The organism is Streptomyces paludis, assembly GCF_003344965.1.
Taxonomy (GTDB): Bacteria; Actinomycetota; Actinomycetes; order Streptomycetales; family Streptomycetaceae; genus Streptomyces; species Streptomyces paludis.
This window is the reverse complement of record NZ_CP031194.1, coordinates 538,920-559,654: the sequence shown is the minus strand read 5'-3', so window position 1 is coordinate 559,654 and position 20,735 is coordinate 538,920. Positions and strand designations below refer to the sequence as shown.

The 20,735-nt window shown below is 72.4% G+C and carries 21 protein-coding genes; 10 read left to right on the top strand and 11 right to left on the bottom strand.

What is annotated here, in order from left to right:
- Positions 1–35: 35 nt before the first annotated feature.
- From DVK44_RS02365 to DVK44_RS02360, 3 genes are all read right to left on the bottom strand, one after another.
- The gene (locus DVK44_RS02365) at positions 36–917 is read right to left on the bottom strand and encodes an eCIS core domain-containing protein (RefSeq protein ID WP_114658092.1); all 882 of its coding nucleotides are present in this window, start codon (positions 915–917) and stop codon (positions 36–38) included.
- Between the two features lie 262 nt (positions 918–1,179).
- Positions 1,180–1,350, bottom strand: coding sequence for a hypothetical protein (locus DVK44_RS36645; protein WP_181957384.1), 171 nt, complete (start codon positions 1,348–1,350; stop codon positions 1,180–1,182).
- A 125-nt stretch (positions 1,351–1,475) separates the two neighbouring features.
- A complete protein-coding gene (locus DVK44_RS02360) occupies positions 1,476–2,348 on the bottom strand; it encodes an undecaprenyl-diphosphate phosphatase (protein ID WP_114658091.1) in 873 nt (290 codons plus the stop codon).
- Between the two features lie 280 nt (positions 2,349–2,628).
- Here DVK44_RS02360 and DVK44_RS02355 point away from each other — a divergent pair, with 280 nt between their 5' ends.
- The 3 genes from DVK44_RS02355 to meaB are packed head-to-tail and all read left to right on the top strand — an operon-like array spanning position 2,629 to position 7,818.
- Entirely contained in the window at positions 2,629–4,515 is a 1,887-nt protein-coding gene (locus DVK44_RS02355) for a methylmalonyl-CoA mutase family protein (protein ID WP_114658090.1), read from the top strand.
- A complete protein-coding gene (gene scpA, locus DVK44_RS02350) occupies positions 4,515–6,725 on the top strand; it encodes a methylmalonyl-CoA mutase (protein ID WP_114658089.1) in 2,211 nt (736 codons plus the stop codon). The genes DVK44_RS02355 and scpA overlap by 1 nt, the downstream gene beginning before the upstream one ends.
- A 4-nt stretch (positions 6,726–6,729) precedes the next feature.
- Positions 6,730–7,818 (top strand): methylmalonyl Co-A mutase-associated GTPase MeaB, encoded by a 1,089-nt coding sequence (meaB, locus tag DVK44_RS02345; protein WP_114658088.1) that lies wholly within the window; start codon positions 6,730–6,732, stop codon positions 7,816–7,818.
- Here the strand turns inward: meaB and DVK44_RS02340 are convergent.
- A complete protein-coding gene (locus DVK44_RS02340) occupies positions 7,729–8,448 on the bottom strand; it encodes a TVP38/TMEM64 family protein (protein WP_114658087.1) in 720 nt (239 codons plus the stop codon). The genes meaB and DVK44_RS02340 overlap by 90 nt on opposite strands.
- A gap of 291 nt (positions 8,449–8,739) precedes the next feature.
- On the opposite strand from DVK44_RS02340, the gene tuf reads away from it, so the two are divergent.
- Both tuf and DVK44_RS02330 read left to right on the top strand, forming a co-directional pair.
- Positions 8,740–9,909 carry an elongation factor Tu gene (gene tuf / locus DVK44_RS02335; protein WP_114658086.1) on the top strand — a complete coding sequence of 390 codons (1,170 nt, stop codon included), beginning with the start codon at positions 8,740–8,742 and terminating at the stop codon, positions 9,907–9,909.
- A 76-nt stretch (positions 9,910–9,985) separates the two neighbouring features.
- Positions 9,986–10,831, top strand: a complete 846-nt coding sequence (locus tag DVK44_RS02330; protein ID WP_114658085.1) for a spermidine synthase — start codon at positions 9,986–9,988, stop codon at positions 10,829–10,831.
- 28 nt (positions 10,832–10,859) lie between these two features.
- Here the strand turns inward: DVK44_RS02330 and DVK44_RS02325 are convergent, their stop codons facing one another.
- Positions 10,860–11,972 carry a hypothetical protein gene (locus DVK44_RS02325; RefSeq protein ID WP_114658084.1) on the bottom strand — a complete coding sequence of 371 codons (1,113 nt, stop codon included), beginning with the start codon at positions 11,970–11,972 and terminating at the stop codon, positions 10,860–10,862.
- Positions 11,973–12,065: 93 nt separating this feature from the next.
- On the opposite strand from DVK44_RS02325, the gene DVK44_RS02320 reads away from it, so the two are divergent.
- Together DVK44_RS02320 and DVK44_RS02315 are read left to right on the top strand one after the other, a co-directional pair.
- The gene (locus DVK44_RS02320; protein WP_114658083.1) at positions 12,066–12,518 is read left to right on the top strand and encodes a DUF4442 domain-containing protein; all 453 of its coding nucleotides are present in this window, start codon (positions 12,066–12,068) and stop codon (positions 12,516–12,518) included.
- Positions 12,519–12,605: 87 nt separating this feature from the next.
- A complete protein-coding gene (locus DVK44_RS02315) occupies positions 12,606–13,355 on the top strand; it encodes a DedA family protein (protein ID WP_114658082.1) in 750 nt (249 codons plus the stop codon).
- Positions 13,356–13,371: 16 nt separating this feature from the next.
- On the opposite strand, the gene DVK44_RS02310 is transcribed toward DVK44_RS02315, so the two are convergent.
- The 5 genes from DVK44_RS02310 to DVK44_RS02290 all read right to left on the bottom strand — a co-directional run bounded on the left by DVK44_RS02310 (position 13,372) and on the right by DVK44_RS02290 (position 17,846).
- On the bottom strand, positions 13,372–14,667 hold the full coding sequence (locus DVK44_RS02310) for a cytochrome P450 (protein WP_114658081.1): 1,296 nt from the start codon (positions 14,665–14,667) through the stop codon (positions 13,372–13,374).
- The gene (locus DVK44_RS02305; RefSeq protein ID WP_114658080.1) at positions 14,664–15,281 is read right to left on the bottom strand and encodes a GTP-binding protein; all 618 of its coding nucleotides are present in this window, start codon (positions 15,279–15,281) and stop codon (positions 14,664–14,666) included. The genes DVK44_RS02310 and DVK44_RS02305 overlap by 4 nt, the downstream gene beginning before the upstream one ends.
- Positions 15,262–15,621, bottom strand: coding sequence for a DUF742 domain-containing protein (locus DVK44_RS02300; protein WP_114658079.1), 360 nt, complete (start codon positions 15,619–15,621; stop codon positions 15,262–15,264). Before DVK44_RS02300 ends, DVK44_RS02305 begins: the two co-directional genes overlap by 20 nt.
- Positions 15,618–16,037 carry a roadblock/LC7 domain-containing protein gene (locus tag DVK44_RS02295; RefSeq protein ID WP_114658078.1) on the bottom strand — a complete coding sequence of 140 codons (420 nt, stop codon included), beginning with the start codon at positions 16,035–16,037 and terminating at the stop codon, positions 15,618–15,620. Before DVK44_RS02295 ends, DVK44_RS02300 begins: the two co-directional genes overlap by 4 nt.
- Before the next feature lie 132 nt (positions 16,038–16,169).
- Positions 16,170–17,846 carry an ATP-binding protein gene (locus DVK44_RS02290; protein ID WP_408055280.1) on the bottom strand — a complete coding sequence of 559 codons (1,677 nt, stop codon included), beginning with the start codon at positions 17,844–17,846 and terminating at the stop codon, positions 16,170–16,172.
- A gap of 355 nt (positions 17,847–18,201) precedes the next feature.
- Here DVK44_RS02290 and DVK44_RS02285 point away from each other — a divergent pair, with 355 nt between their 5' ends.
- The 3 genes from DVK44_RS02285 to DVK44_RS02275 all read left to right on the top strand — a co-directional run bounded on the left by DVK44_RS02285 (position 18,202) and on the right by DVK44_RS02275 (position 20,252).
- Positions 18,202–18,948, top strand: coding sequence for an acyltransferase (locus DVK44_RS02285; protein WP_114664849.1), 747 nt, complete (start codon positions 18,202–18,204; stop codon positions 18,946–18,948).
- A 133-nt stretch (positions 18,949–19,081) separates the two neighbouring features.
- Positions 19,082–19,654 (top strand): helix-turn-helix domain-containing protein, encoded by a 573-nt coding sequence (locus tag DVK44_RS02280; RefSeq protein WP_114658076.1) that lies wholly within the window; start codon positions 19,082–19,084, stop codon positions 19,652–19,654.
- Positions 19,655–19,697: 43 nt separating this feature from the next.
- Positions 19,698–20,252 carry a YbaK/EbsC family protein gene (locus tag DVK44_RS02275; RefSeq protein WP_114658075.1) on the top strand — a complete coding sequence of 185 codons (555 nt, stop codon included), beginning with the start codon at positions 19,698–19,700 and terminating at the stop codon, positions 20,250–20,252.
- Positions 20,253–20,282: 30 nt separating this feature from the next.
- Here the strand turns inward: DVK44_RS02275 and DVK44_RS02270 are convergent, their stop codons facing one another.
- Positions 20,283–20,705 carry a CoA-binding protein gene (locus tag DVK44_RS02270; protein ID WP_114658074.1) on the bottom strand — a complete coding sequence of 141 codons (423 nt, stop codon included), beginning with the start codon at positions 20,703–20,705 and terminating at the stop codon, positions 20,283–20,285.
- Positions 20,706–20,735: the final 30 nt, after the last annotated feature.

Below are 20,735 nucleotides of genomic sequence, written 5' to 3'. Positions count from 1 at the left end.
CGCCGTACCCCTCCGCCGCGCGGTGAAGACGCCCGTCAGGCCGGTGGCTCCTCTTCCTCCTCCTCGGCCCCCTCCGCCTCCCGCTGCACGAACGAGCCCTGCACATCCGCCGGTTCCTCGTCCTCGTCCTCCGCCGCCTCCCGCTGCACGGACGGCACCGACGGCCCGGCCGCCAGGGACTGTACGGACGGAGCGGGCGCCGCCGGCGCGGGGCCGGCCACCGGCGCCGGGTCGGGGGCGGACGACATGACCCGCTCGGCGTTCGCCGTGGCCTCCCGCTCGAAGCGGTCGGACGGATCGCTCACCCGGATACCGCCCGGCGCCGCCGCGCCCTCGACCGGGCCGTTGCGCTGCTGCACCACATGCGTCAGCTCGTGCGCCAGCGTGGTGCGCCCGGCGGACGAGGACGGGTCGTAGCTGTCGCGCTGGAAGACGACATGGTGGCCGACGGTGTACGCGTGCGCCCCGACCGCCTTCGCCGACTCGTGCGCCGCCGAGTCCGTGTGTACCCGTACGTCGGAGAAGTCGGCGCCCATCCGGCTCTCCATGTCCGTACGGGTGTCGGTGTCCAGCGGCGAGCCGCCGGTGGAGATCACGTCATGGACGGGCGAACGCTCCTCCGCCGTCTCGTCCGCCGTCTCCTCGGGCGCGTGCGCCGCCCCGGACCCCGCTGCCGTAGCGTTCCTGCTGAGCACCGCCCCGGCCGCTCTGTTGCCCACCGCGCGTTGCAGGCTCGTCATCCCCGCCGTACCGACGACATCGGACCGTCCGGCGACCGCCGCCCGGAACAGCCGCGCCGTTCCGCCGCCGTCGTGGGCGTCCGTGTCGCCCCGGGGCCGTACGGACTCGTCGTGCTCGTGCTCATGGTTGTGTTCCGGGCCGCTTCCCGAGCCGTGCCGCCGTTCGTGTCCGGGCATCTCCGTCTCCTCCGGCCGGTGCCGTGGCCGCGCCGCGGGACGGCGGACCTGTCCACCGTCCCACCCTGGCGCCACGGTCCGCGGACCGTCCAGCCCGCCGCCCCGCGGGAACCGGGCACTCCGCGCTGCCCCATGGGGCAGCGGACACCGCCCGGCGCTCCCTCACGGGTGCGGCGGGCGGTGCGGTGGTGATGCGGGTGTGCGGTGCGGGGTGGTGCAGTGGGAGCGCGAGGGACGGGGGGACGGCGGCGGCAGGAGCGCGCTACGCCGCCGCGTCGACCTCGGCGTGCAGGGCCTCGGCCCACTCCAGGAGGAGTACCTCGTACGCCTCCGCGGGCCATGTTCCGTCGGCCGCGTCGACAAGCGCGCGAATGCGCTCGTTGGCCGCGGCGGCGCCGGAGGCCCGGGAAGCGGGTGCGGAAGAAGAGGACATACGACAACCCTAGAGCCGGGGGCGTGCGCCGGTGGCCGTTCGGGGCGCGTTCTTGGTCACACTCCGCGCTCCCCGCGTGACACAGAACACGCCGGGAGCGCGCAACCCCGGGAATCGGCCGGGCGTCAGCCCGCCGACTCGCCCGCGTGCGGGCTCAGCGTGTCCGTCCCGACCAGCACGAACAGGGCGATGCCCAGCAGCACGCGGTAGATCACGAACGGCATGAAGCTCTTGGTGGTGATGTATTTCATGAACCACGCGATGACCGCGTATCCCACCGCGAACGCGATCACCGTCGCGAAGATCGTCGGCCCCCACTCCACATGCCCTTCGCCCACGTCCTTCAGTTCGTACGCGCCCGAGGCCAGCACCGCCGGAATCGCCAGCAGGAACGAGTAGCGCGCCGCCGCCTCACGCGTGTAGCCCATCAGCAGACCGCCGCTGATCGTCGCGCCGGAGCGGGACACGCCCGGGACCAGCGCCATGGCCTGGCAGAAGCCGAAGATCAGACCGTCCCGGACGCTCAGCTCCTTCAGCGACTTGCGCTCCTTGGCGACCCGGTGCCGCGCGCCCGTCTCGTCGCGCGCCGCCAGCCGGTCCGCGAAGCCGAGGACGAGCCCCATCACGATCAGCGTGACCGCGATCAGCCGCAGATCCCGGAACGGGCCGTTGATCTGGTCCTTGAGGGTGACACCGAGGACCCCGATCGGGATCGACCCGACGATGACCAGCCACCCCATCCGCGCGTCCTGGTCCCGGCGCATCTCCTTGTCCGTCAGGGAACGGAACCAGGCGGAGAGGATCCGCGCGATGTCCTTCCTGAAATAGATCAGGACGGCCGCCTCCGTGCCGATCTGGGAGATCGCGGTGAACGCCGCCCCCGGATCCTGCCAGCCGGCGAACGCCGCGGTCAGCCGCAGATGCGCGCTGGACGAGATGGGCAGGAACTCGGTCAGTCCCTGGACAAGCCCGAGGACGAATGATTCGAACCAAGACATGAGGTACTACGCCATCCAAGAAAGGTATATGCACTGACCGGTCGAAGCGCGGCGCAGTGGCGAAATGAGGCTTACGTTCCGGTCTCCGCCAGCTTAACGCTCAAGGGTTACGGGACAGTGGCATGTACCTGAACGCCACGGAGCGCCGACTCCGCCGACCCGTGCCGCGTCTTGCATCTGACGGTCCGTGAAATCACCTGACCTGCCGTTCGGAGGGGAGGGATAGATCACAGTGAGGCGCTCTGCTGCGGCTCCGGCGCGCTGCCCTACGATCTGGCCCATGACGGTCCTGCCTGAAGACGGGCTATCCCTGGCAGCGGAGTTCCCCGACCCCACCCGAGAGCAGTGGCAGGGCCTGGTGGCGGGTGTCCTGCGCAAGTCGGGCCGGGATCTCACCGGGCCGGCCGCCGAGGACGCGCTCGCCACCGCGCTCCAGGACGGGCTGGTCACCCGTCCCCTCTACACCGCCGACGACGCGCCCGCGAGCGCCCCCGGCGCCGGATACCCCGGCTTCGCGCCGTACACCCGGGGAGGCAGGGCCGAGGGCGGCGCGGTCTCCGGCTGGGACGTACGGCAGCGGCACACCGGCACCGACCCCGCGCGCGTCAACGAGGCCGTCCTCGCCGACCTGGAGAACGGGGTCACCTCCCTCTGGCTGGCCCTGGGCGGATCCGGGGTGCCGGTCGAGGCGCTGCCCGCCGTCCTCGACGGCGTGTATCTCGACCTCGCGCCCCTCGCCCTCGACGCCGGCGAGGAGTTCGGCCCCGCCGCCCGCGCGCTGCTCCGGCTCCACGACGAGCGCGGGGTGGCCCGCGACGCGGTGCGCGGCACCCTCGGCGCCGACCCGGTCGGCGTCCTCGCCCGTACGGGACGGGAGGAGGCCGGCGCCACCGGGACCGCCGCCGAGCTGGCCGCGCTCTGCGCCCGGGAGTACCCCGGGCTGCGCGCCGTCGCCGTGGACGCCCTGCCGTACCACGAGGCCGGCGCCTCCGACGCCCAGGAGCTGGGCTGCTCGCTCGCCACCGGCGTCGGCTGGCTGCGCGATCTGACCGCCGCCGGGCTCTCCGTCGAAGAAGCCTGCGGCCAGCTCGAATTCCGTTACGCGGCCACCGCCGACCAGTTCCTCACCATCGCCAAGCTCCGGGCCGCGCGCCGGCTCTGGGCCCGCGTCGCCGAGGTGTGCGGCGCCCCCGCGCCCGCCGCCGCGCAGCGCCAGCACGCCGTCACCTCATCGGTGATGATGACCCGCCGCGACCCCTGGGTGAACATGCTCCGCACCACGGTCGCCTCCCTGGCCGCCGGTCTGGGCGGCGCCGACTCCGTCACCGTCCTGCCCTTCGACCACCCCCTCGGACTCTCCGACGCCTTCGCCCGCCGGATCGCCCGGAACACCTCCACCATCCTGCTGGAGGAGTCCCACCTCGGCCGGGTCATCGACCCGGCGGGCGGCTCCTGGTACGTCGAGTCGCTCACCGACGCGCTCGCCCACGCCGCCTGGGACTGGTTCCAGGAGATCGAACGCGCCGGCGGCCAGCGCGCCGCCCTGCGCTCCGGCCTCATCGGCGAACGGCTTGCCGCCACCTGGCGGGAGCGCTCCGCGAAGCTGGCCACCCGGCGCGAACCCATCACCGGCGTCAGCGAGTTCCCCCAGCTCGGCCAGGTCCCCGTCGTACGCGAGACAGCGCCGCCCGCCCCCGCCGGCGGGCTGCCCTCCGTCCACCGCGACGACGCGTACGAGGCGCTGCGCGCCCGCTCCGACGCGCACCTCGCCGCGACCGGCGCCCGCCCCCGGGTCTTTCTCGCCGCCCTCGGGCCCGCCGCCGCCCACACGGCCCGCGCCGCCTTCGCCGCCGGACTCTTCCAGGCCGGCGGTATCGAACCCGTACACGACCCGGTGTCCGTCGACGCGGCCACCGCCGCCGACGCCTTCACCCGCAGCGGCGCCGCCGTCGCCTGCCTCTGCTCCAGCGACGCGCTGTACGCCGAGGGCGCCGCGCCCGTCGCCGAGGCGCTCAAGTCCGCGGGCGCGCAACGGGTGTTCCTCGCCGGACGCCCCGGCGACCTGCGCGAGACATATCTTCAGGCCGGAGTCGACGAGTTCGTCGTCGCGGGCGGCGACGCGGTCGCCGTCCTCACCTCCGTCCTCGACCGGATGGGAGTGGCGTGATGCGGATTCCGGACTTCTCCGAGATCGGGCTGGGCTCCGGCGCGGGCGCCGCGGCCACCGAAGACCAGTGGCGGACCGCCGTCAAGGAACACACCGGCGCGGCCGACCACGAGCTGTACTGGGACACCCCCGAGGGCATCGCCGTCAAACCCCTCTACACCGAACGCGACCTGGCGGGCCTCGACTTCCTCGGCACGTACCCCGGGATCGCCCCGTATCTGCGCGGCCCCTACCCGACGATGTACGTCAACCAGCCCTGGACGATCCGGCAGTACGCGGGCTTCTCCACCGCCGAGGAGTCCAATGCCTTCTACCGGCGCAATCTCGCCGCCGGGCAGAAGGGCCTCTCCGTCGCCTTCGACCTGCCCACCCACCGGGGGTACGACAGCGACCACCCCCGGGTGACCGGCGACGTCGGCATGGCGGGCGTGGCCATCGACTCGATCTACGACATGCGCCAGCTCTTCGACGGCATCCCGCTCGACCGGATGAGCGTGTCGATGACGATGAACGGCGCCGTGCTCCCCGTCCTCGCCCTCTACATCGTGGCCGCCGAGGAACAGGGCGTACCGCCCGAGAAGCTGGCCGGGACCATCCAGAACGACATCCTCAAGGAGTTCATGGTCCGCAACACCTACATCTATCCGCCGAAACCCTCGATGCGGATCATCTCCGACATCTTCGCCTACACCTCGCGGAAGATGCCCCGCTACAACTCCATCTCCATCTCCGGCTACCACATCCAGGAAGCCGGCGCGACGGCCGATCTGGAACTCGCCTACACCCTCGCAGACGGAGTCGAGTATCTGCGGGCCGGACTCGGCGCCGGACTCGACGTCGACGCCTTCGCCCCCCGGCTCTCCTTCTTCTGGGCCATCGGCATGAACTTCTTCATGGAGATCGCCAAACTCCGCGCCGCCCGGCTGCTCTGGGCCAAGCTCGTCAAGAAGTTCGACCCGCAGAACGCCAAGTCCCTCTCCCTGCGCACCCATTCACAGACCTCCGGCTGGTCCCTCACCGCGCAGGACGTCTTCAACAACGTCACCCGCACCTGCGTCGAGGCCATGGCCGCCACCCAGGGCCACACCCAGTCCCTGCACACCAACGCCCTCGACGAGGCCCTCGCCCTCCCCACCGACTTCTCCGCCCGGATCGCCCGCAACACCCAGCTCCTCCTCCAGCAGGAGTCCGGCACCTGCCGGGTCACCGACCCCTGGGGCGGCAGCGCCTACGTCGAGCGGCTCACCTACGACCTCGCCCGGCGCGCCTGGCAGCACATCGAGGAGGTCGAGGCGGCCGGCGGCATGGCCCAGGCCATCGACGCCGGTATCCCCAAACTCCGCGTCGAGGAGGCCGCCGCCCGCACCCAGGCGCGGATCGACTCCGGCCGCCAGCCCGTCATCGGCGTCAACAAGTACCGCGTCGAGACCGACGAGAAGATCGACGTGCTCAAGGTCGACAACTCCTCCGTCCGCACCCAGCAGATCGAGAAACTCCGCCGGCTGCGCGCCGAACGCGACGAGAACGTCACCCAGGACGCCCTGCGCGCGCTCACCGCCGCCGCGGGCGACGGCGCCCGCCCGGGGCCCGGCGGCCTCGACGGCAATCTGCTCGGCCTCGCCGTCGCCGCCGCCCGAGCCAAGGCCACCGTCGGTGAGATCTCCGACGCCCTGGAGCGCGTGTACGGGCGCCACTCCGGCCAGATCCGTACCATCTCCGGTGTGTACCGCCACGAAGCAGGCGCCTCCCCGGCCGTCGAACGCGCCCGTACCGCCGTCGACGCCTTCGAACGCGCCGAGGGCCGCCGGCCGCGCATCCTCGTGGCCAAGATGGGCCAGGACGGCCACGACCGCGGCCAGAAGGTCATCGCCACCGCCTTCGCGGACCTCGGCTTCGACGTCGATGTCGGCCCGCTCTTCCAGACGCCCGACGAGGTCGCCCGGCAGGCCGTCGAGGCCGACGCGCACATCGTCGGCGTCTCCTCCCTCGCCGCCGGCCACCTCACCCTCGTACCGGCGCTGCGCGAGCGGCTCGCCGCCGAGGGCCGGGACGACATCATGATCGTCGTCGGCGGGGTGATCCCGCCCGCCGATGTCCCCACCCTCCTGGAGATGGGCGCCGCCGCCGTCTTCCCGCCCGGTACGGTCATCCCCGACGCCGCCCTCGACCTGCTCGACGCGCTCTCGGCGGCGCTCGGCCACGAGAGGTGACCGCGTGCCGCCCCCGATCGACGTCGACACGTACGCCAAAGGCGTCCTCGACGGCTCCCGCGCGTACATCGCCCGCGCCATCACCCTCGTGGAGTCCACCCGCCCCGACCACCGCCGCCTCGCCCAGCGGCTGCTGACCCAGCTCCTCCCGCACTCCGGCAACGCCCGCCGGATCGGTATCAGCGGCGTCCCCGGCGTCGGCAAATCCACCTTCATCGACGCGCTCGGCACCCTGCTCACCGGCCTCGGCCACCGCGTCGCCGTTCTCGCCGTCGACCCCTCCTCCACCCGTACCGGCGGCTCGATCCTCGGCGACAAGACCCGTATGGAGCGCCTCGCCGTAGATCCCGCCGCGTTCGTCCGGCCCTCACCCACCGCCGGTACGCTCGGCGGTGTCGCCAAGGCCACCCGCGAGACCATCATCGTGATGGAGGCCGCCGGATACGACGTCGTCCTCGTCGAAACCGTCGGCGTCGGCCAGTCCGAGACCACCGTCGCCAACATGGTCGACACCTTCCTCCTGCTCACCCTCGCCCGCACCGGCGACCAGCTCCAGGGCATCAAGAAGGGCGTCCTCGAACTCGCCGACGTCATCGCCGTCAACAAGGCCGACGGCCCCTTCGAACGCGATGCCCGCGCCGCGGCCCGTGAACTCGCCGGCGCGCTGCGGCTGATGCACCCCGTCGACGCGGCCTGGACACCACCGGTCCTCACGTGCAGCGCGCGCGAGTCCACCGGCCTCGACACGGTCTGGTCCCGGCTGGAACAGCACCGCGAGATCCTCGCGGCGGACGGCCGTCTCGCCCGTAAACGCAGCGACCAGCAGGTCGACTGGACCTGGACCATGGTCCGCGACCATCTGCTGGACCGGCTCCGGGAGGACCCGGGGGTACGGGCGCTGGCCCCGGAGCTGGAACGGGAGGTCCGGGAGGGCCGTCTGACGGCGACGCTCGCCGCGGAGCGGCTGATCGAGGCGCTCTCGCCGCCCGGACAGGGGGAGGCGTCAACGGGCGGAGACGCGGCGCCACGCCACGACCGCCGCCCCCACCCCCGTCACCACGATGAACCCCATCGCGCACAGGAACAGCGGTGACATCGGGGAGGACGCGCGGCTGCCCGCGATGACATACGCCGCGGTGTTGGGGATCGAACCGAGCGCCGTCGCGGTCAGGAACGGCGTCCAGCGCATCGTGGAGACGGCGGCGCCGTAGTTCGCCGCGGCGAAGGGGACACCGGGGAAGAGCCGGATCGCGAGCATCGAGCGGAAGCCGTGGCCGCTCAGCTGGCCGTCCGCAGCCTTCAGCCAGCGCCCCCGCAGCAGGGGCCGCAGCGCGTCCTGGCCCAGGAGGCGGCCGAGGCCGAAGGAGAGACCCGCGGCGAGCACGGTGCCGGCCAGGGCGGCGGCCAGACCGTACCCCGAGCCGAACAGCGCGCCCGCGGCGAGATTCAGCAGCGGGCGGGGGACGAACGCGACCGCGCACAGGCCGTACGCCACGGCGAACAGCAGCACCGCCGCGCCGCCCGCGACCCGGGGCGGCCAGCCGTCGGCGAGGAGCCGCTGCGGCTCGTACAGCAGGACGACCGAGAGCGCGGAGGCCAGCAGGGCCACCAGCAGGGCCAGCCGTGACCAGGGGGAGAGCAGCGCCCGGGACCAGCGGACGGCGCGGCCGGGGGGAGGCCCGGCGACGGTGCCGGGGGCGGGCCCGGTGGCGGTGTCGAGCATCCCGGGAGACTAGCCGACGCGGATGAACCGGGACGCCACGGCCACGCGAAAACCATTCGACGCGCCGCCGACGATGCGTCAGGATCAGGGGCATGTCCCGGTACGCCTTCCTCGCAGCGCCGTCCGCAGTCGCGGACGCGCCGAAGGCTGCCGCGGTGGACGCAACCGCATCGGCGCCCCTCGGCGGCGCCCGAAGCTGACCCTTCCCGGATCGTCCGGCGGACCCCGCAGGGGGAGGGTCGGCAAGGCTCAGGGGTCCCGCTCACCGCTTCGAGCACAGGGACAACGATCATGCCCAAGACGGCATACGTCCGCACCAAGCCGCATCTCAACATCGGCACCATGGGACATGTGGACCATGGCAAGACCACACTGACCGCCGCCATCACCAAGGTCCTCAGCGACCGGGGGACCGGCACCTACGTGCCCTTCGACCGGATCGACCGGGCGCCGGAGGAGGCCGCGCGCGGGATCACCATCAACATCTCGCACGTCGAGTACGAGACGGACACCCGGCACTACGCGCATGTCGACATGCCCGGACACGCCGACTACATCAAGAACATGGTGACCGGCGCCGCCCAGCTCGACGGGGCGATCCTGGTCGTCTCCGCGCTCGACGGGATCATGCCGCAGACGGCCGAGCACGTACTGCTCGCCCGTCAGGTCGGCGTCGACCACATCGTCGTGGCGATCAACAAGGCCGACGCGGGCGACGACGAGCTGACGGATCTGGTGGAGCTGGAGGTGCGCGAGCTGCTCACCGCCAACGGGTACGGAGGCGACGCGGCCCCCGTCGTACGGGTGTCGGGCCTGCGGGCGCTGGAGGGCGACCCGCGCTGGACCGCGTCCGTGGAGGCGCTGCTCGACGCCGTCGACACCTATGTGCCGATGCCCGTCAGGTACACGGACGCGCCGTTCCTGCTGTCCGTGGAGAACGTCCTGACGATCACCGGGCGCGGCACGGTCGTCACCGGCGCCGTGGAGCGCGGCACGGTACGGGTCGGGGACCGGGTCATGGTGCTGGGCGCCGACCAGGAGACGGTGGTGACCGGTCTGGAGACCTTCGGCAAGCCGATGGAGTCCGCCGAGGCCGGTGACAACGTCGCGCTGCTGCTGCGTGGCATGCCGCGCGACGCGGTCCGCCGCGGCCATGTGGTGGCGGCGCCCGGCAGCGTTGTGCCCAGCCGGCGCTTCACCGCGCGGGTGTATGTGCTCTCGGCGCGCGAGGGCGGCCGTACCACCCCGCTGACCAGCGGCTACCGGCCGCAGTTCTATATCCGTACGGCCGATGTCGTCGGTGACGTCGACCTGGGCGAGGTGGCGGTCGCGCGCCCCGGCGACACGGTGGACCTCACCGTCGAGCTGGGACGTGACATCCCGCTGGAGGCCGGACTCGGCTTCGCGATCCGCGAGGGCGGCCGTACGGTCGGCGCCGGCACGGTCACGGAGCTGCTCTGAACGTCACGGACCGGGCGTGCGCCCGCCTTCCCCCGGGGAGGCGGGCGCACCGCTGTCCGGGGCGCACAATGGAGCGGTGAACGAGCCGATCCCCGTCATCCGCGCCGTGGACCACGGCACCGCGAAGCTGCTGCCCGATGTGGACCGGGAGCGGGCGTGGCTGCTGACGGTGGACGGGGCGCCGCAGTCGTACGTCGATCTGGACGAGCCGGCGCATCTGGAGTTCGAGTACGTACGGCGGCTGGCGCATGTCGTCGATCTCGCCGCCGGGGCGGGCGAGCCGCTCACCGTGCTCCATCTCGGCGGCGGGGGCTGCACCCTGCCCCGCTACACCGCCGCGACCCGGCCGGGATCGGCGCAGGACGTGGTGGAGGCGGACGCGGCGCTGCGGGCGCTGGTGGCGGAGCTGCTGCCGATACCGGAGGAGACCGGAATCGCCGTGCACACGGCGGACGCCCGGCGGTGGCTGGAGGCGGCCCCGGACCGGTCCGTGGATGTGCTGATCGGGGACGTGTTCGGCGGCTCGCGGGTGCCGGCCCATCTCACCACCGTCGAGTACGCCCGGCAGACCGCGCGGGTGCTGCGCCCCGGCGGGGTCTACGCGGCCAATCTCGCCGACGGGGCGCCCTTCGCCTTCCTCCGCTCCCAACTGGCCACCTTCGCGGCGGTCTTCGCGGAGCTGGCGCTTGTCGCGGAGCCGGGTGTGCTGCGCGGCCGGCGCTTCGGCAACGCCGTGCTGCTCGCCTCGCAGACCCCGTTCGACACCGCGGCGCTGGCCCGGCGCACCGCCGCCGACGCCTTTCCGGCGCGGGTCGAACACGGCGCCGCGCTCCGGCGGTTCACCGGGGACGCCGCGCCCGTACGGGACAGCGGAGCGGTGCCGTCGCCCCGGCCGCCCGACGGCGCGTTCGGTATCGGCTGACAGAGCCGGGGCCCGGAGCCGGGGCCGGTCAGGAGGTGCCCTGGGACTCGCCCGTCAGCCGTACGGTGCTCAGGATCTTCTTGATCGTCGCGTCCGGCAGCTCGTCGGGCACGTTCATGCCGCTGTGCAGGATCCAGGTCGAGTAGTCCCCGTTGGCGTTGGCGAAGGAGAAGGCGAACGCCTTGCCGTCCGAGTCGCACTTGTTCCGCTTGGTGATCCCGGTCGCGGTGGCCTCCGAGAGACTGCCCTTGAGCCCGGACGTGGTCGTGTAGTCCGTGGCGGGCGTGACCGTGATCTTCTCCTTGAGGGCGCTCTTCGGCTCGTGCTGCGCGTACGGGGCCCAGGCCCAGTTGCCCGCCTCGTTGGACGCGGCCTCGGCGGTGGTCTTGGCGCCCCGGGCGCCCTTCGTACCCGTACCGGCGAGGCTGGTGTACTCCAGCTTGCCGTCCTTGTCGGTGTCCTGGGAGCACCACTTGGACTTGTAGGAGGCGGGCGCGGAGAAGGACACGATGGGCGAACCGTCGCCCTTGGCCTCGTCCTCGTAGCCCGAGATGGTGCCCGGTGAGCTGACCTCCCACTCCGGCGGCACGTCGAACTGGGTGCCGTGCTTGGGGTTGGTGACCACCTTCCAGCCCGCGATCTGCGGCTTGGCGGCGGTCGAGCCGTCCCGGGGGTTCGCGAGGGAGGCCGAGTCGCTCGGCTCCTCGGAACCGGAGGCGGACGCGGAGGACTTGGCACCGCCGGCCGTGTCGTCCGTACCGTCGTCCTTGTTCACGAAGTACACGGTGCCCGCGGCGGCGAGCACCACCGCGGCGGCCGCGGCGACGGCGACGATGGCCGTCTTCTTCTTTCCGTCGTCCTTGCCGGGTATGGGTCCGCCGGGCGGGCCCGGCACGGCGTACTGCGGCACGGTCGGCTGCTGGTACGGATTGGGCCCCGGGTAACCCGGCTGCTGCGGGTACCCGGGCTGCTGGGGAGGGACCGGCTGCTGCTGGTAGTCCGGCTGCGGCGGATAGCCCGGCTGCTGGTAGCCGGGCTGCTGGTACGGATTCGGCGGTGGGTACCCCGGCTGCTGGTACGGGTTCTGGTTCGGGTCCTGCGGGTTCTGCTCGCCCCCGGGCGGCTGCTGTCCTGGCCACATGGCCCGTAACGATAGAGGGGACGGCCCGCGGTTGTGACGCTGCCCTGTCAGGGGATGGCGAATATCTCCTACTCGCGGGTAACCTGGCGGCCCATGAGCACTGAACAGCAGACCCTCGGTGAGCAGCTCGCCGACACCGTTCCCATGGTCAAGACCCTCGGCCTGGAGTTCCTGGAGACCACCGCCGAACGGGCCGTGCTCCGCCTCCCCGACCGGCCCGGCTTCCACAACCATGTCGGCGGACCGCACGCCGGCGCGATGTTCACCCTCGCCGAGTCCGCCAGCGGCGCGATCGTGCTCGCCGCCTTCGGCGACCAGCTCGGCCGGGCCGTACCGCTGGCTGTCCGGGCGGAGATCGGCTACAGGAAACTGGCGATGGGCCCGGTCACGGCCACCGCCACGCTCGGCCGCCCCGCCGCCGAGGTCGTCGCGGAGTTGGACAGCGGCGCCCGGCCCGAATTCCCCGTCGCCGTCGTCCTCACCCGCACGGACGGCGCGGTCACGGGCGAGATGACCGTCGTCTGGACGCTGCGCCCGCATTCCTGATCGCGCCGATCAAGCGGGTAGGCTGCCCGGACCATGCGCCCGTGAGTGACATCGTCCGGGCAGTCCCGTGATCGGAAGGAACCGGCGTTGCACGTCGAGGAGTGGCTCGCGACCATCCCCGCGGTCAGTGTCTATCTCCTGGTGGGGGTGGTCATCGGGCTGGAGAGCCTCGGTATCCCGCTGCCGGGTGAGATCGTCCTCGTCAGCTCGGCGCTGCTCGCCTCCCAGCAGGGCCACATCGATCCGTACATCCTCGGCGCCTGCGCCACGGCCGGTGCGATCATCGGTGACTCGATCGGTTACGCCATCGGCCGCAAGGGCGGCAGGCCGCTGCTCGCGTGGGCGGGCGCCAAGTTCCCCAAGCACTTCGGCGAGTCGCAAGTGGCCCTGGCCGAGCGGTCGTTCGAGAAGTGGGGCATGTGGGCGGTCTTCTTCGGCCGGTTTGTCGCGCTGCTGCGGATCTTCGCCGGGCCGCTCGCCGGTGTGCTGCGCATGCCGTACTGGAAGTTCCTGATCGCCAATGTGCTCGGCGGCATCGTCTGGGCCGGTGGCACCACGGCCGTCATCTACACACTGGGTGTGGTGGCCGAGGCATGGCTGAAGCGCTTCTCCTGGCTGGGACTGCTGCTCGCCGTGGTGATCGGTATCGCCTCGACGCTCGTCGTGAAGAACCGCGCGAAGAAGGCGGGCGAGCAGGCGGAGCGCGAGAAGGCCGAGAAGGCGGCGGCGGGCGAGGAAGCCGCGGCCGGCGGAAAGACGGCGACGGTGGCGGATCCGGCCGATGCCGAACCCGTCCCCGTCTCCGCCGCCGCTCCCGCCGGTACGTCCGCCGACTGACCATCCCGCCGGCAGATCACTGCACGACGGGCGTGAACATCACCGGCAGCGAGGTCAGCCCCCGCATCAGAATGGACGGGCGCCACGTCAGCTCGTACGGCTCCACCGCCAGCACCACGTCCGGCAGCCGCTCCAGCAGCGTCTCCACCGCCGTACGGGCGATCACGTCCGCCAGCAGCGGGCCGGGGTACGGACAGCGGTGCTCCCCGTTGCCGAACGACAGATGCGCCGAGTTCTCCGCGCCGATATGCCCCTCCGGCCAGATCTGCGGATCGGTGTTGGCCGCCGCCAGCCCCAGCACCAGACAGTCGCCCGCCCTGATGTGCTGACCGCCGAGCCGGGTGTCGCGCACCGCCCACCGGCCGATGTAGTTCTGCATCGGGGTGTCCAGCCACAGCACCTCGTTGAGCGCCTGGCCCACACTGAGCCGGCCGCCGGACACATTGAGCGCGAACCGGTCGTCGGTCAGCAGCAGCCGCAGGGTGTTGCAGATCCAGTTCGTGGTCGGCTGCTGCGCGGCGGCGATCAGGGTGATCAGGTCCTGGACGGTCTCCTCGTCCGTCAGCCCGGCCGGATGCGCCAGTATCCGCGACGCGAGATCCGGGCCCGGCGCGTTCCGCTTGTCCTTCACCAGCCGCTCGATCCGCTCCTGCGCCCGCAGATACGCGGCGACCGGGTCGTCGGTCTCCGCCGCGTCCAGCGAGATCCGCAGATCCCGTACGAGATCCTCGGTGTCCTGGCTGTCGGGCGACATCCCGCAGAGCTGGACCACCGCCCGCATCGGCAGCGCGTGCGCGTACGTGTCCATCAGCTCGGCCCGGCCGCTGCCCGCGAAGGTGTCGATGAGCCCCTCGGCCAGCTCCCGGCAGAGCTGCGCCAGCTCGAACTGGTCGACCGTCTCCAGCGCCTCGGTGATCACCCCGGCCCGCCGCTGGTGCTCCGCGCCCTCCGCGAACAGCACCGAGGGCTGATGTGCCAGGAACGGCTTCATCGGCCAGTCCTCGGGGATGGTCTCCCACTGGTTCCACCGCCGGGAGTCCCGGGCGAACAGCTCGTCGTGGCTGGTGACATACGTGACCTCGGTGTAGCCGAGCACCAGCCAGGCCGGGATGCCCCCGTCCAGCACGACGGGGGCGATCGCGCCGTGCTCCGCCCGCAGCGTCCGGTACAGCTGGGTGGGGGTCTGCTGATGGTCGAGACCGCTCAGCAGCGGTGCCCGCGTATGCGCCGGACACTCCGGGGGAGCGGCCGCCGGCCCGGCGGCGCCGGGGGCGGATGTGGTGGGTTCCGCAGGGTCTGCTGGGTCGGTCATGGTGTCAGCTCCCTGGCCACGGCCAGTTCGTAGAGGTGGTCCACGAGGGTGATCAGTACGTTCTTGCCCGACGCGCGCACCCGCGCGTCGCAGTCGATCAGCGGTACGTGCGCGGGCAGCGAGAGCGCCTGCCGGATCTCCGCCAGCGAGAAGGCCGAGACATCGTCGTCGAACCGGTTGACCGCGACCACGAAGGGCGTCCGGTGGTGTTCGAGCCGGTCGACCGCGTACCACGACTCGCTCATCCGCCGGGTGTCGACCAGCACGACCGCGCCCAGCGTCCCCGAGAAGAGCCGGTTCCACAGGAACCAGAACCGCTCCTGCCCGGGCGCCCCGAAGAGATAGAGGACCATCCGGTCGTTGAGGCTGATCCGGCCGAAGTCGAAGGCCACCGTGGTGGTGGTCTTGGTGGTCAGCCCGGCCGTCTCGTCCACGCCGATGCCGGCCTGGGTCATCACCTCCTCGGTGTTGAGGGGCCTGATCTCGCTGACCGAACGGACGAGGGTGGTCTTGCCGACCCCGAACCCGCCCACGATGACGATCTTCAGACCGGTCTCCGCGGCGGCGGGCAACGGGGTTCGGCGGGCGGGGAGTTCAGAGGTTGCGGAGTCCATGGAGCACCTCCTTCAAGAGGGCGGAATCGGGCATGTCGGCGACGGAGCGCGCGGCGCGCGGATGCCGGGCGGTGATCCGGCCGGTCGCGAGCAGATCGCCGAGGAGGATCCGGACGACCGTCACCGGCAGGTTCAGCTCCGCGGAGATCTCGACCACCGCGGTGGGATGACGGCACAGTTCCAGGATCCGGACATGCTCCGACTGCATCCCCGGCGTCGGTTCGCACTCGCCGACGATCAGGGTCACCAGGTCGAACGAGGTGTCGTCGACCCGGCTGCGGCCGGCGGTGACGGTGTACAGCCGATCGGGATCCCCGGTGTCGACGGGCCGCCGGGTCATGACGGGGAACTCTCCGGGACCGCGTTGCGCGGCGCGGCCCGCAGATGTTCACCGATCTGCTCGATCAGCTCCGTCATCTGATGCCCCACCACCCCGGGGTCGGCGCCGTCCTCGGCGACGACGGCGAGATGCGCGCCGATGCCCGCCTCGACGATGAAGAGCAGCCCGCCGTGGAATTCGGTCATCGAGTGCCGTACCCCGCCGCTGCCGTTGCCGAATTCGACCGAGGCGCCCTGCGCGAGCGCCTGGATGCCCGAGCAGATGGCCGCCAGCTGGTCGGCCTGGTCGAGGGTGAGATGGCGGCTCCAGCAGAGCTTGAGCCCGTCGCGGGAGAGGACCAGCGCGTGCCGGGTGCCGGGGGTGCGTTCCAGCAGGCTCTCCAGGAGCCAGGTCAGGCTGTTGTCAGTGGTCTGCATGGTGGGTGGGGCGGGTGGCCCCGGGTAAGCAGGTCACCTGCCCTTTTCTCCAATCTGGCGTTCTCGGTGAGTGGGGGCGTCCCGCCGCGGCGGGGGCACCGCCGCCGGTCGTGGCTCCCTCCCGTACGGCGGTCATGACTCCGTCCCGGACGGCCCGTCGGCGGACCGGCGCGCCCGGCTCCGGTGGAAGGCGCCGAACTGCGAGCCCGCGTCGCGGCCGGCCCCCGTACCGTCGTCCTCCGACCGGGTGCCGGGCAGCGGCCGGTCCCGGTCGGCCGCCGCCATGGTCCGGCCGGGCGGGCGCACCGGCAGGCCGTTGGGCGTGGCCACCCGGGGACCGCCGCCCCGCGCGACCGGGGCGGCCGGCCACCGGTCGGCCACCGGGACCGGCGGGACCGCGGGGGCCTCGGACGCCGGGGCCCGGTACGCGGCGGGAGCGACCCGGGGCACGGGCGGTGAGGGCATCGTCGTCTCCGGATCCGGCCGCCGCAGGGACTGCTCCGGAGGCATCCCGCGCTGCTGGGCGAGGAGCGGGGGCGGGACGAGCACGACCACGCCCGTACCGCCGCGGGACGAGGGCCGGTAGTTGACGCTGATGTGGTACTTGGCGGCCAGCCGGCCGACCACGGCGAGACCGAGCCGGGTGCTGCGGAGATACGCCAGGTCGGTGACGCGGCCCGACACGGACTCCTCGGCCCGGCGCATGGCGGCGGTGGCCATCTTGAGGCCGCTGTCCTCGATGGTCACCACGATGCCCGCGGTGCGCTCCTCCACATACACATGGACCTCGTCGATCGGCGGCGAGAAGTTCGCCGCGTTGTCCATGAGTTCGGCCAGCAGGTGCATCACGGGTTCGGCGGCGAACCCGGCGATGGCCGCGGTGCTGGAGCAGTGCAGCCGGACCCGCTGGTACGCGGCGATCCGGCCCACGGCGCCGCGCAGGATGGACTCCATCCGGATCGGCTTGTTCCAGGACCGGCTGGGCCGGCCGCCCATCAGCAGCGCCAGCCGGTCGGTGAGCAGCCCGAGCTGGGAGGTGTTGTGGTCGAGCCGCAGGAGGTCGCCGAAGACCTCCTCGCCGTGCCGGTCCTGCATCTCCCGCAGATCGGCCAGCATGCTGACGGCCTTCGCCTGCACCCGGCTGAGCGCCTTGGCGCTGGCCATCTGCGCGGCGACCGCCCGCCGCTCGCTGAGCGCGAAGTCCCTGACCACCGTGTCCACCAGCACCCGCAGCCGCGGATCCGCGGGCGGGTCGACGGTCGCGAGCACCGTATCGGCGGAGCCGCCGGAGCGCAGCCCGTCGAGCGCGCCGGGGAGCGTCCTGGTGGTCAGCAGATCCAGGTCGTCGGCCGCCTTCCTCAGCCGCTCCACGGCGGCTTCCCGCTCCTCCTCCGCCCGGGTCGCGCGGGTCTCGGAGAGGGCCACCTCGGTGGCGAAGACCTCCAGGACCCGGCGGAGCCCGTCGTCGTACGGCGAGGGGGCCGCGGCCAGCGCCTCCTGATGGCTCGCGCCGTCCCGCAGCCGCTTGACCACCGCGGGCAGTGTGACGTTGAGCAGCTGCGCGGAGTCCGCGCCGACCTGGGTCAGCAGCGTCTGCGCGGTCCTGCTCCGGCTCTCCGTCACGACCGCGCCGCGCCGGCCGCGCCGCAGCAGCAGCGTGGCGGTGACGACGGCGACCACCAGGGCGCCCCAGGCGACGGCGGCGGTGGCCGCGACCCAGGTGCGCGCCGCCACGGGCGCGGTCACCGCCGCCGCGGCCCCGGCGGCGCCCGCCACGACCAGCAGGGCCAGGGGGAGGGCGAGTGACAACGGCCGTGCTTCGCGTATGCGGCGCGGGCGGGGGGCGACAGGCACTGACATTCCGCGGTCCCTCGTACTTGAGTGCGGTGGGGGAGTCTCGACTGCGGGCGCGCGACCGACCTGGCGGGTCCGCCGCACCTCATGAGGCGCTCATGCTGCCACGCGAGAACGTGCCGGAAGCCTCTTGACGGCCGGAGCCCACACAACGGGGGATTTCGCCCCGAAGTAACCCACCGGCGCCCGGTGACGTGGTAAGCGCGGCCGCCTTCGACCGCCGGTCATACCAGCTGATTCCGGACTCGTAGGGTGAACGTCACAGCAGGTGGGCGCGGTTGCCGGGGGCCCCGCCGACTACGGTGTCCGCGTGCCGAAGAAGCCGAGAAGCAACGCGTTCGACTCGCTGACCACCTGGCGGCGCTCGCTCGCCTCACGGGCCGTCCAGCGCGGCTGGCGCTGGGTCCAGGAGACCGGCGCGGTCAGCGCCGAGCGGCCGGGCCGGCTGCGCTTCCGGCGGATCGGCACCGGCACCCGGCTCGCCTTCCCCCAGGGCACGGTCTTCGGTGAACCGTGGATCGAGCTGGGCGACCACTGCGTCATCGGCGAACAGGTCACCCTCACCGCCGGCATGATGCCCGGACTCGACCTCGGCCCCGAGAAGGTCCTCACCCTGGGCGACGGCGTGGTGCTCGGCCGCGGCAGCCATGTCATCGCCGATACGACGGTGACCATAGGCCCCGATACGTACTGCGGCCCGTACGTCTACATCACGTCGACCAATCACAGTTACGACGATCCGAAGACCCCCGTCGGCAAGCAGTGGCCGCGCACGGAACCGGTGGAGATAGGCCCCGGCTGCTGGCTCGGCACCGGCGCGGTGATCCTCCCCGGCGCCCGGCTCGGCCGGAACGTGGTGGTCGCCGCCGGATCCGTCGTCCGGGGCGCCGTCCCCGACCACGCGGTGGTGGCCGGCGCGCCCGCCCGGATCGTCCGCAGCTGGGACGGCGAGCGGGGCTGGCAGCCACCGCTGCGCACCCCGGCGCCGGTACCCATCCCGGAGGGGATCACCCACGAACAGCTCCTGGCCCTGCGGGAGTTGAGCCCGGACGCCTGACGCCAGGACATCTCGCGACCGCCACACGGCGACGGCCTGCGCAGTACAGTGCGCTGAACGGCCGGGTGCGGCACGCCGTAGCTCCCCGGCCCGCCCAATTGAATATGTTGAACCTCGCGAACATGGACGGAATGTGTCGGATCTCGACCAGCTCACCCAGTCACTCGCCCGCAACCTGAAGCGCTGGCGCGGTGAACGGGGCTTCACCCTCGATGCCCTCGCCACCCGCGCGGGGGTCAGCCGCGGCATGATCATCCAGATCGAGCAGGCCCGCACCAACCCCAGCGTCGGCACCACGGTCAAGCTCGCCGACGCGCTCGGTGTCTCCCTCGCCACCCTCCTCGACTTCGAGCAGGGCCCCCAGGTCAGGATCGTGCCCGAGTCCGAGGCCGTACGGCTGTGGTCCACCGAGGCCGGCAGCCGCGCCATGATGCTCATCGGCACCGACGCCCGGGGCCCGGTCGAGCTGTGGTCCTGGACACTGGCGCCGGGCGACGGCTTCACCTCCGACCCGCACCCGCCCGGCACGACCGAACTGCTCCGGGTCACCGCGGGCGAGCTGACGCTCGTCGTCGACGGCGCCGCCCACTCCGTACCCGCCGGAGCCTCCGCCACCTTCGAGGCGAACGTCCCGCACAGCTACCGCAACGACGGCACGGAAACCACCGAGATGATCATGTCCGTAGCCATCCCGCCCGCCCGCTGAAACCCCAGGCAGGACCGGTGCGCCAGGCTGTTACGGTGACGGGATGCGCGCGCCCCTCGGAGACTTCGACCATGCCCGACCCGCACCTGAGTGCCTCGACCTGCTGACGGCTCCCGTCGCCGACGCCGTACGCGGCTGGCGCGGCGATGTCCCCGCCGAGCAGCTGGTCTTCGTCGACACCGACCCGGAGCTGGCCGACACCGCCGTCTTCGCCGCGCACTACGGCCCCGATCTCTTCGACCAGTCCGCCAACTGCGTCGTCGTCGCGGGCAAGCGCGGCGGCGAGACCACCCTCGCGGCGTGCGTCGTACTCTCGGCCGCCCGGGTCGACGTCAACGGAACCGCCCGCAAGTGGCTCGGCGCCCGCAAGGCGTCGTTCGCGCCGATGGACACCGCCGTCGGCGAGACCGGCATGGAGTACGGCGGCATCACCCCGATCGGGCTGCCCGCCGACTGGCCGCTGCTCATCGACTCCGCCGTACTCGACACCGAATGGGTCCTGATCGGCAGCGGCCGCCGCCGGGGCAAGCTCATCGTTCCCGGCAAGGCGCTCGGCGGGCTGCCGGGCGCGGTGGTGCTGGAGGGCCTGGGCGTCTGAACGGCGCTGCCGGGTGAGCGGCGCCGCCGCTCAACTCCCCAGCCGCGGGATCTCGATGGCGGGGCAGCGGTCCATCACCATCGCCAGCCCGGCGGCGCGCGTCCGCTCGTACGCGCGCGCGTCGACCACCCCCAGCTGGAACCAGACGGCCCGCGCGCCGATCGCCACCGCCTCGTCCGCGACCGCCCCGGCCAGCGCGCTGTTCACGAACACATCCACCACGTCCACCGGGAACGGGATCTCCGCGAGCGAGGCGTAGCCGCGCTCGCCGTGCACCGTCTCCGCCTTCGGATGCACCGGCACCACCCGCTTCCCGAACCGCTGGAGCACGGCCGCGACCCCGTACGCCGCCCGCGACGGATTGGTGGACAGCCCCACCACGGCCCAGGTGTCCCCGGTCCCGGTCAGGATCGAACGGACCGTCTCGTCGTCCGCGTACGTCTCTGTGTCCATGCCCGGGCAACGGCTCCGGGACCCGCGCCA

Bases quoted from the DNA above. Each gene is read 5' to 3' on its own strand.
- DVK44_RS02360 (WP_114658091.1), bottom strand. From the start codon at position 2,348: ATGTCTTGGTTCGAATCATTCGTCCTCGGGCTTGTCCAGGGACTGACC.
- DVK44_RS02310 (WP_114658081.1), bottom strand. From the start codon at position 14,667: ATGACCGACCCAGCAGACCCTGCGGAACCCACCACATCCGCCCCCGGC.
- DVK44_RS02340 (WP_114658087.1), bottom strand. From the start codon at position 8,448: ATGCTCGACACCGCCACCGGGCCCGCCCCCGGCACCGTCGCCGGGCCT.
- DVK44_RS02270 (WP_114658074.1), bottom strand. From the start codon at position 20,705: ATGGACACAGAGACGTACGCGGACGACGAGACGGTCCGTTCGATCCTG.
- DVK44_RS02295 (WP_114658078.1), bottom strand. From the start codon at position 16,037: ATGCAGACCACTGACAACAGCCTGACCTGGCTCCTGGAGAGCCTGCTG.
- tuf (WP_114658086.1), top strand. From the start codon at position 8,740: ATGCCCAAGACGGCATACGTCCGCACCAAGCCGCATCTCAACATCGGC.
- DVK44_RS02275 (WP_114658075.1), top strand. From the start codon at position 19,698: ATGCGCGCGCCCCTCGGAGACTTCGACCATGCCCGACCCGCACCTGAG.
- DVK44_RS02365 (WP_114658092.1), bottom strand. From the start codon at position 917: ATGCCCGGACACGAACGGCGGCACGGCTCGGGAAGCGGCCCGGAACAC.
- DVK44_RS02305 (WP_114658080.1), bottom strand. From the start codon at position 15,281: ATGGACTCCGCAACCTCTGAACTCCCCGCCCGCCGAACCCCGTTGCCC.
- DVK44_RS36645 (WP_181957384.1), bottom strand. From the start codon at position 1,350: ATGTCCTCTTCTTCCGCACCCGCTTCCCGGGCCTCCGGCGCCGCCGCG.
- DVK44_RS02320 (WP_114658083.1), top strand. From the start codon at position 12,066: ATGAGCACTGAACAGCAGACCCTCGGTGAGCAGCTCGCCGACACCGTT.
- DVK44_RS02300 (WP_114658079.1), bottom strand. From the start codon at position 15,621: ATGACCCGGCGGCCCGTCGACACCGGGGATCCCGATCGGCTGTACACC.
- DVK44_RS02325 (WP_114658084.1), bottom strand. From the start codon at position 11,972: ATGTGGCCAGGACAGCAGCCGCCCGGGGGCGAGCAGAACCCGCAGGAC.
- scpA (WP_114658089.1), top strand. From the start codon at position 4,515: ATGCGGATTCCGGACTTCTCCGAGATCGGGCTGGGCTCCGGCGCGGGC.
- DVK44_RS02355 (WP_114658090.1), top strand. From the start codon at position 2,629: ATGACGGTCCTGCCTGAAGACGGGCTATCCCTGGCAGCGGAGTTCCCC.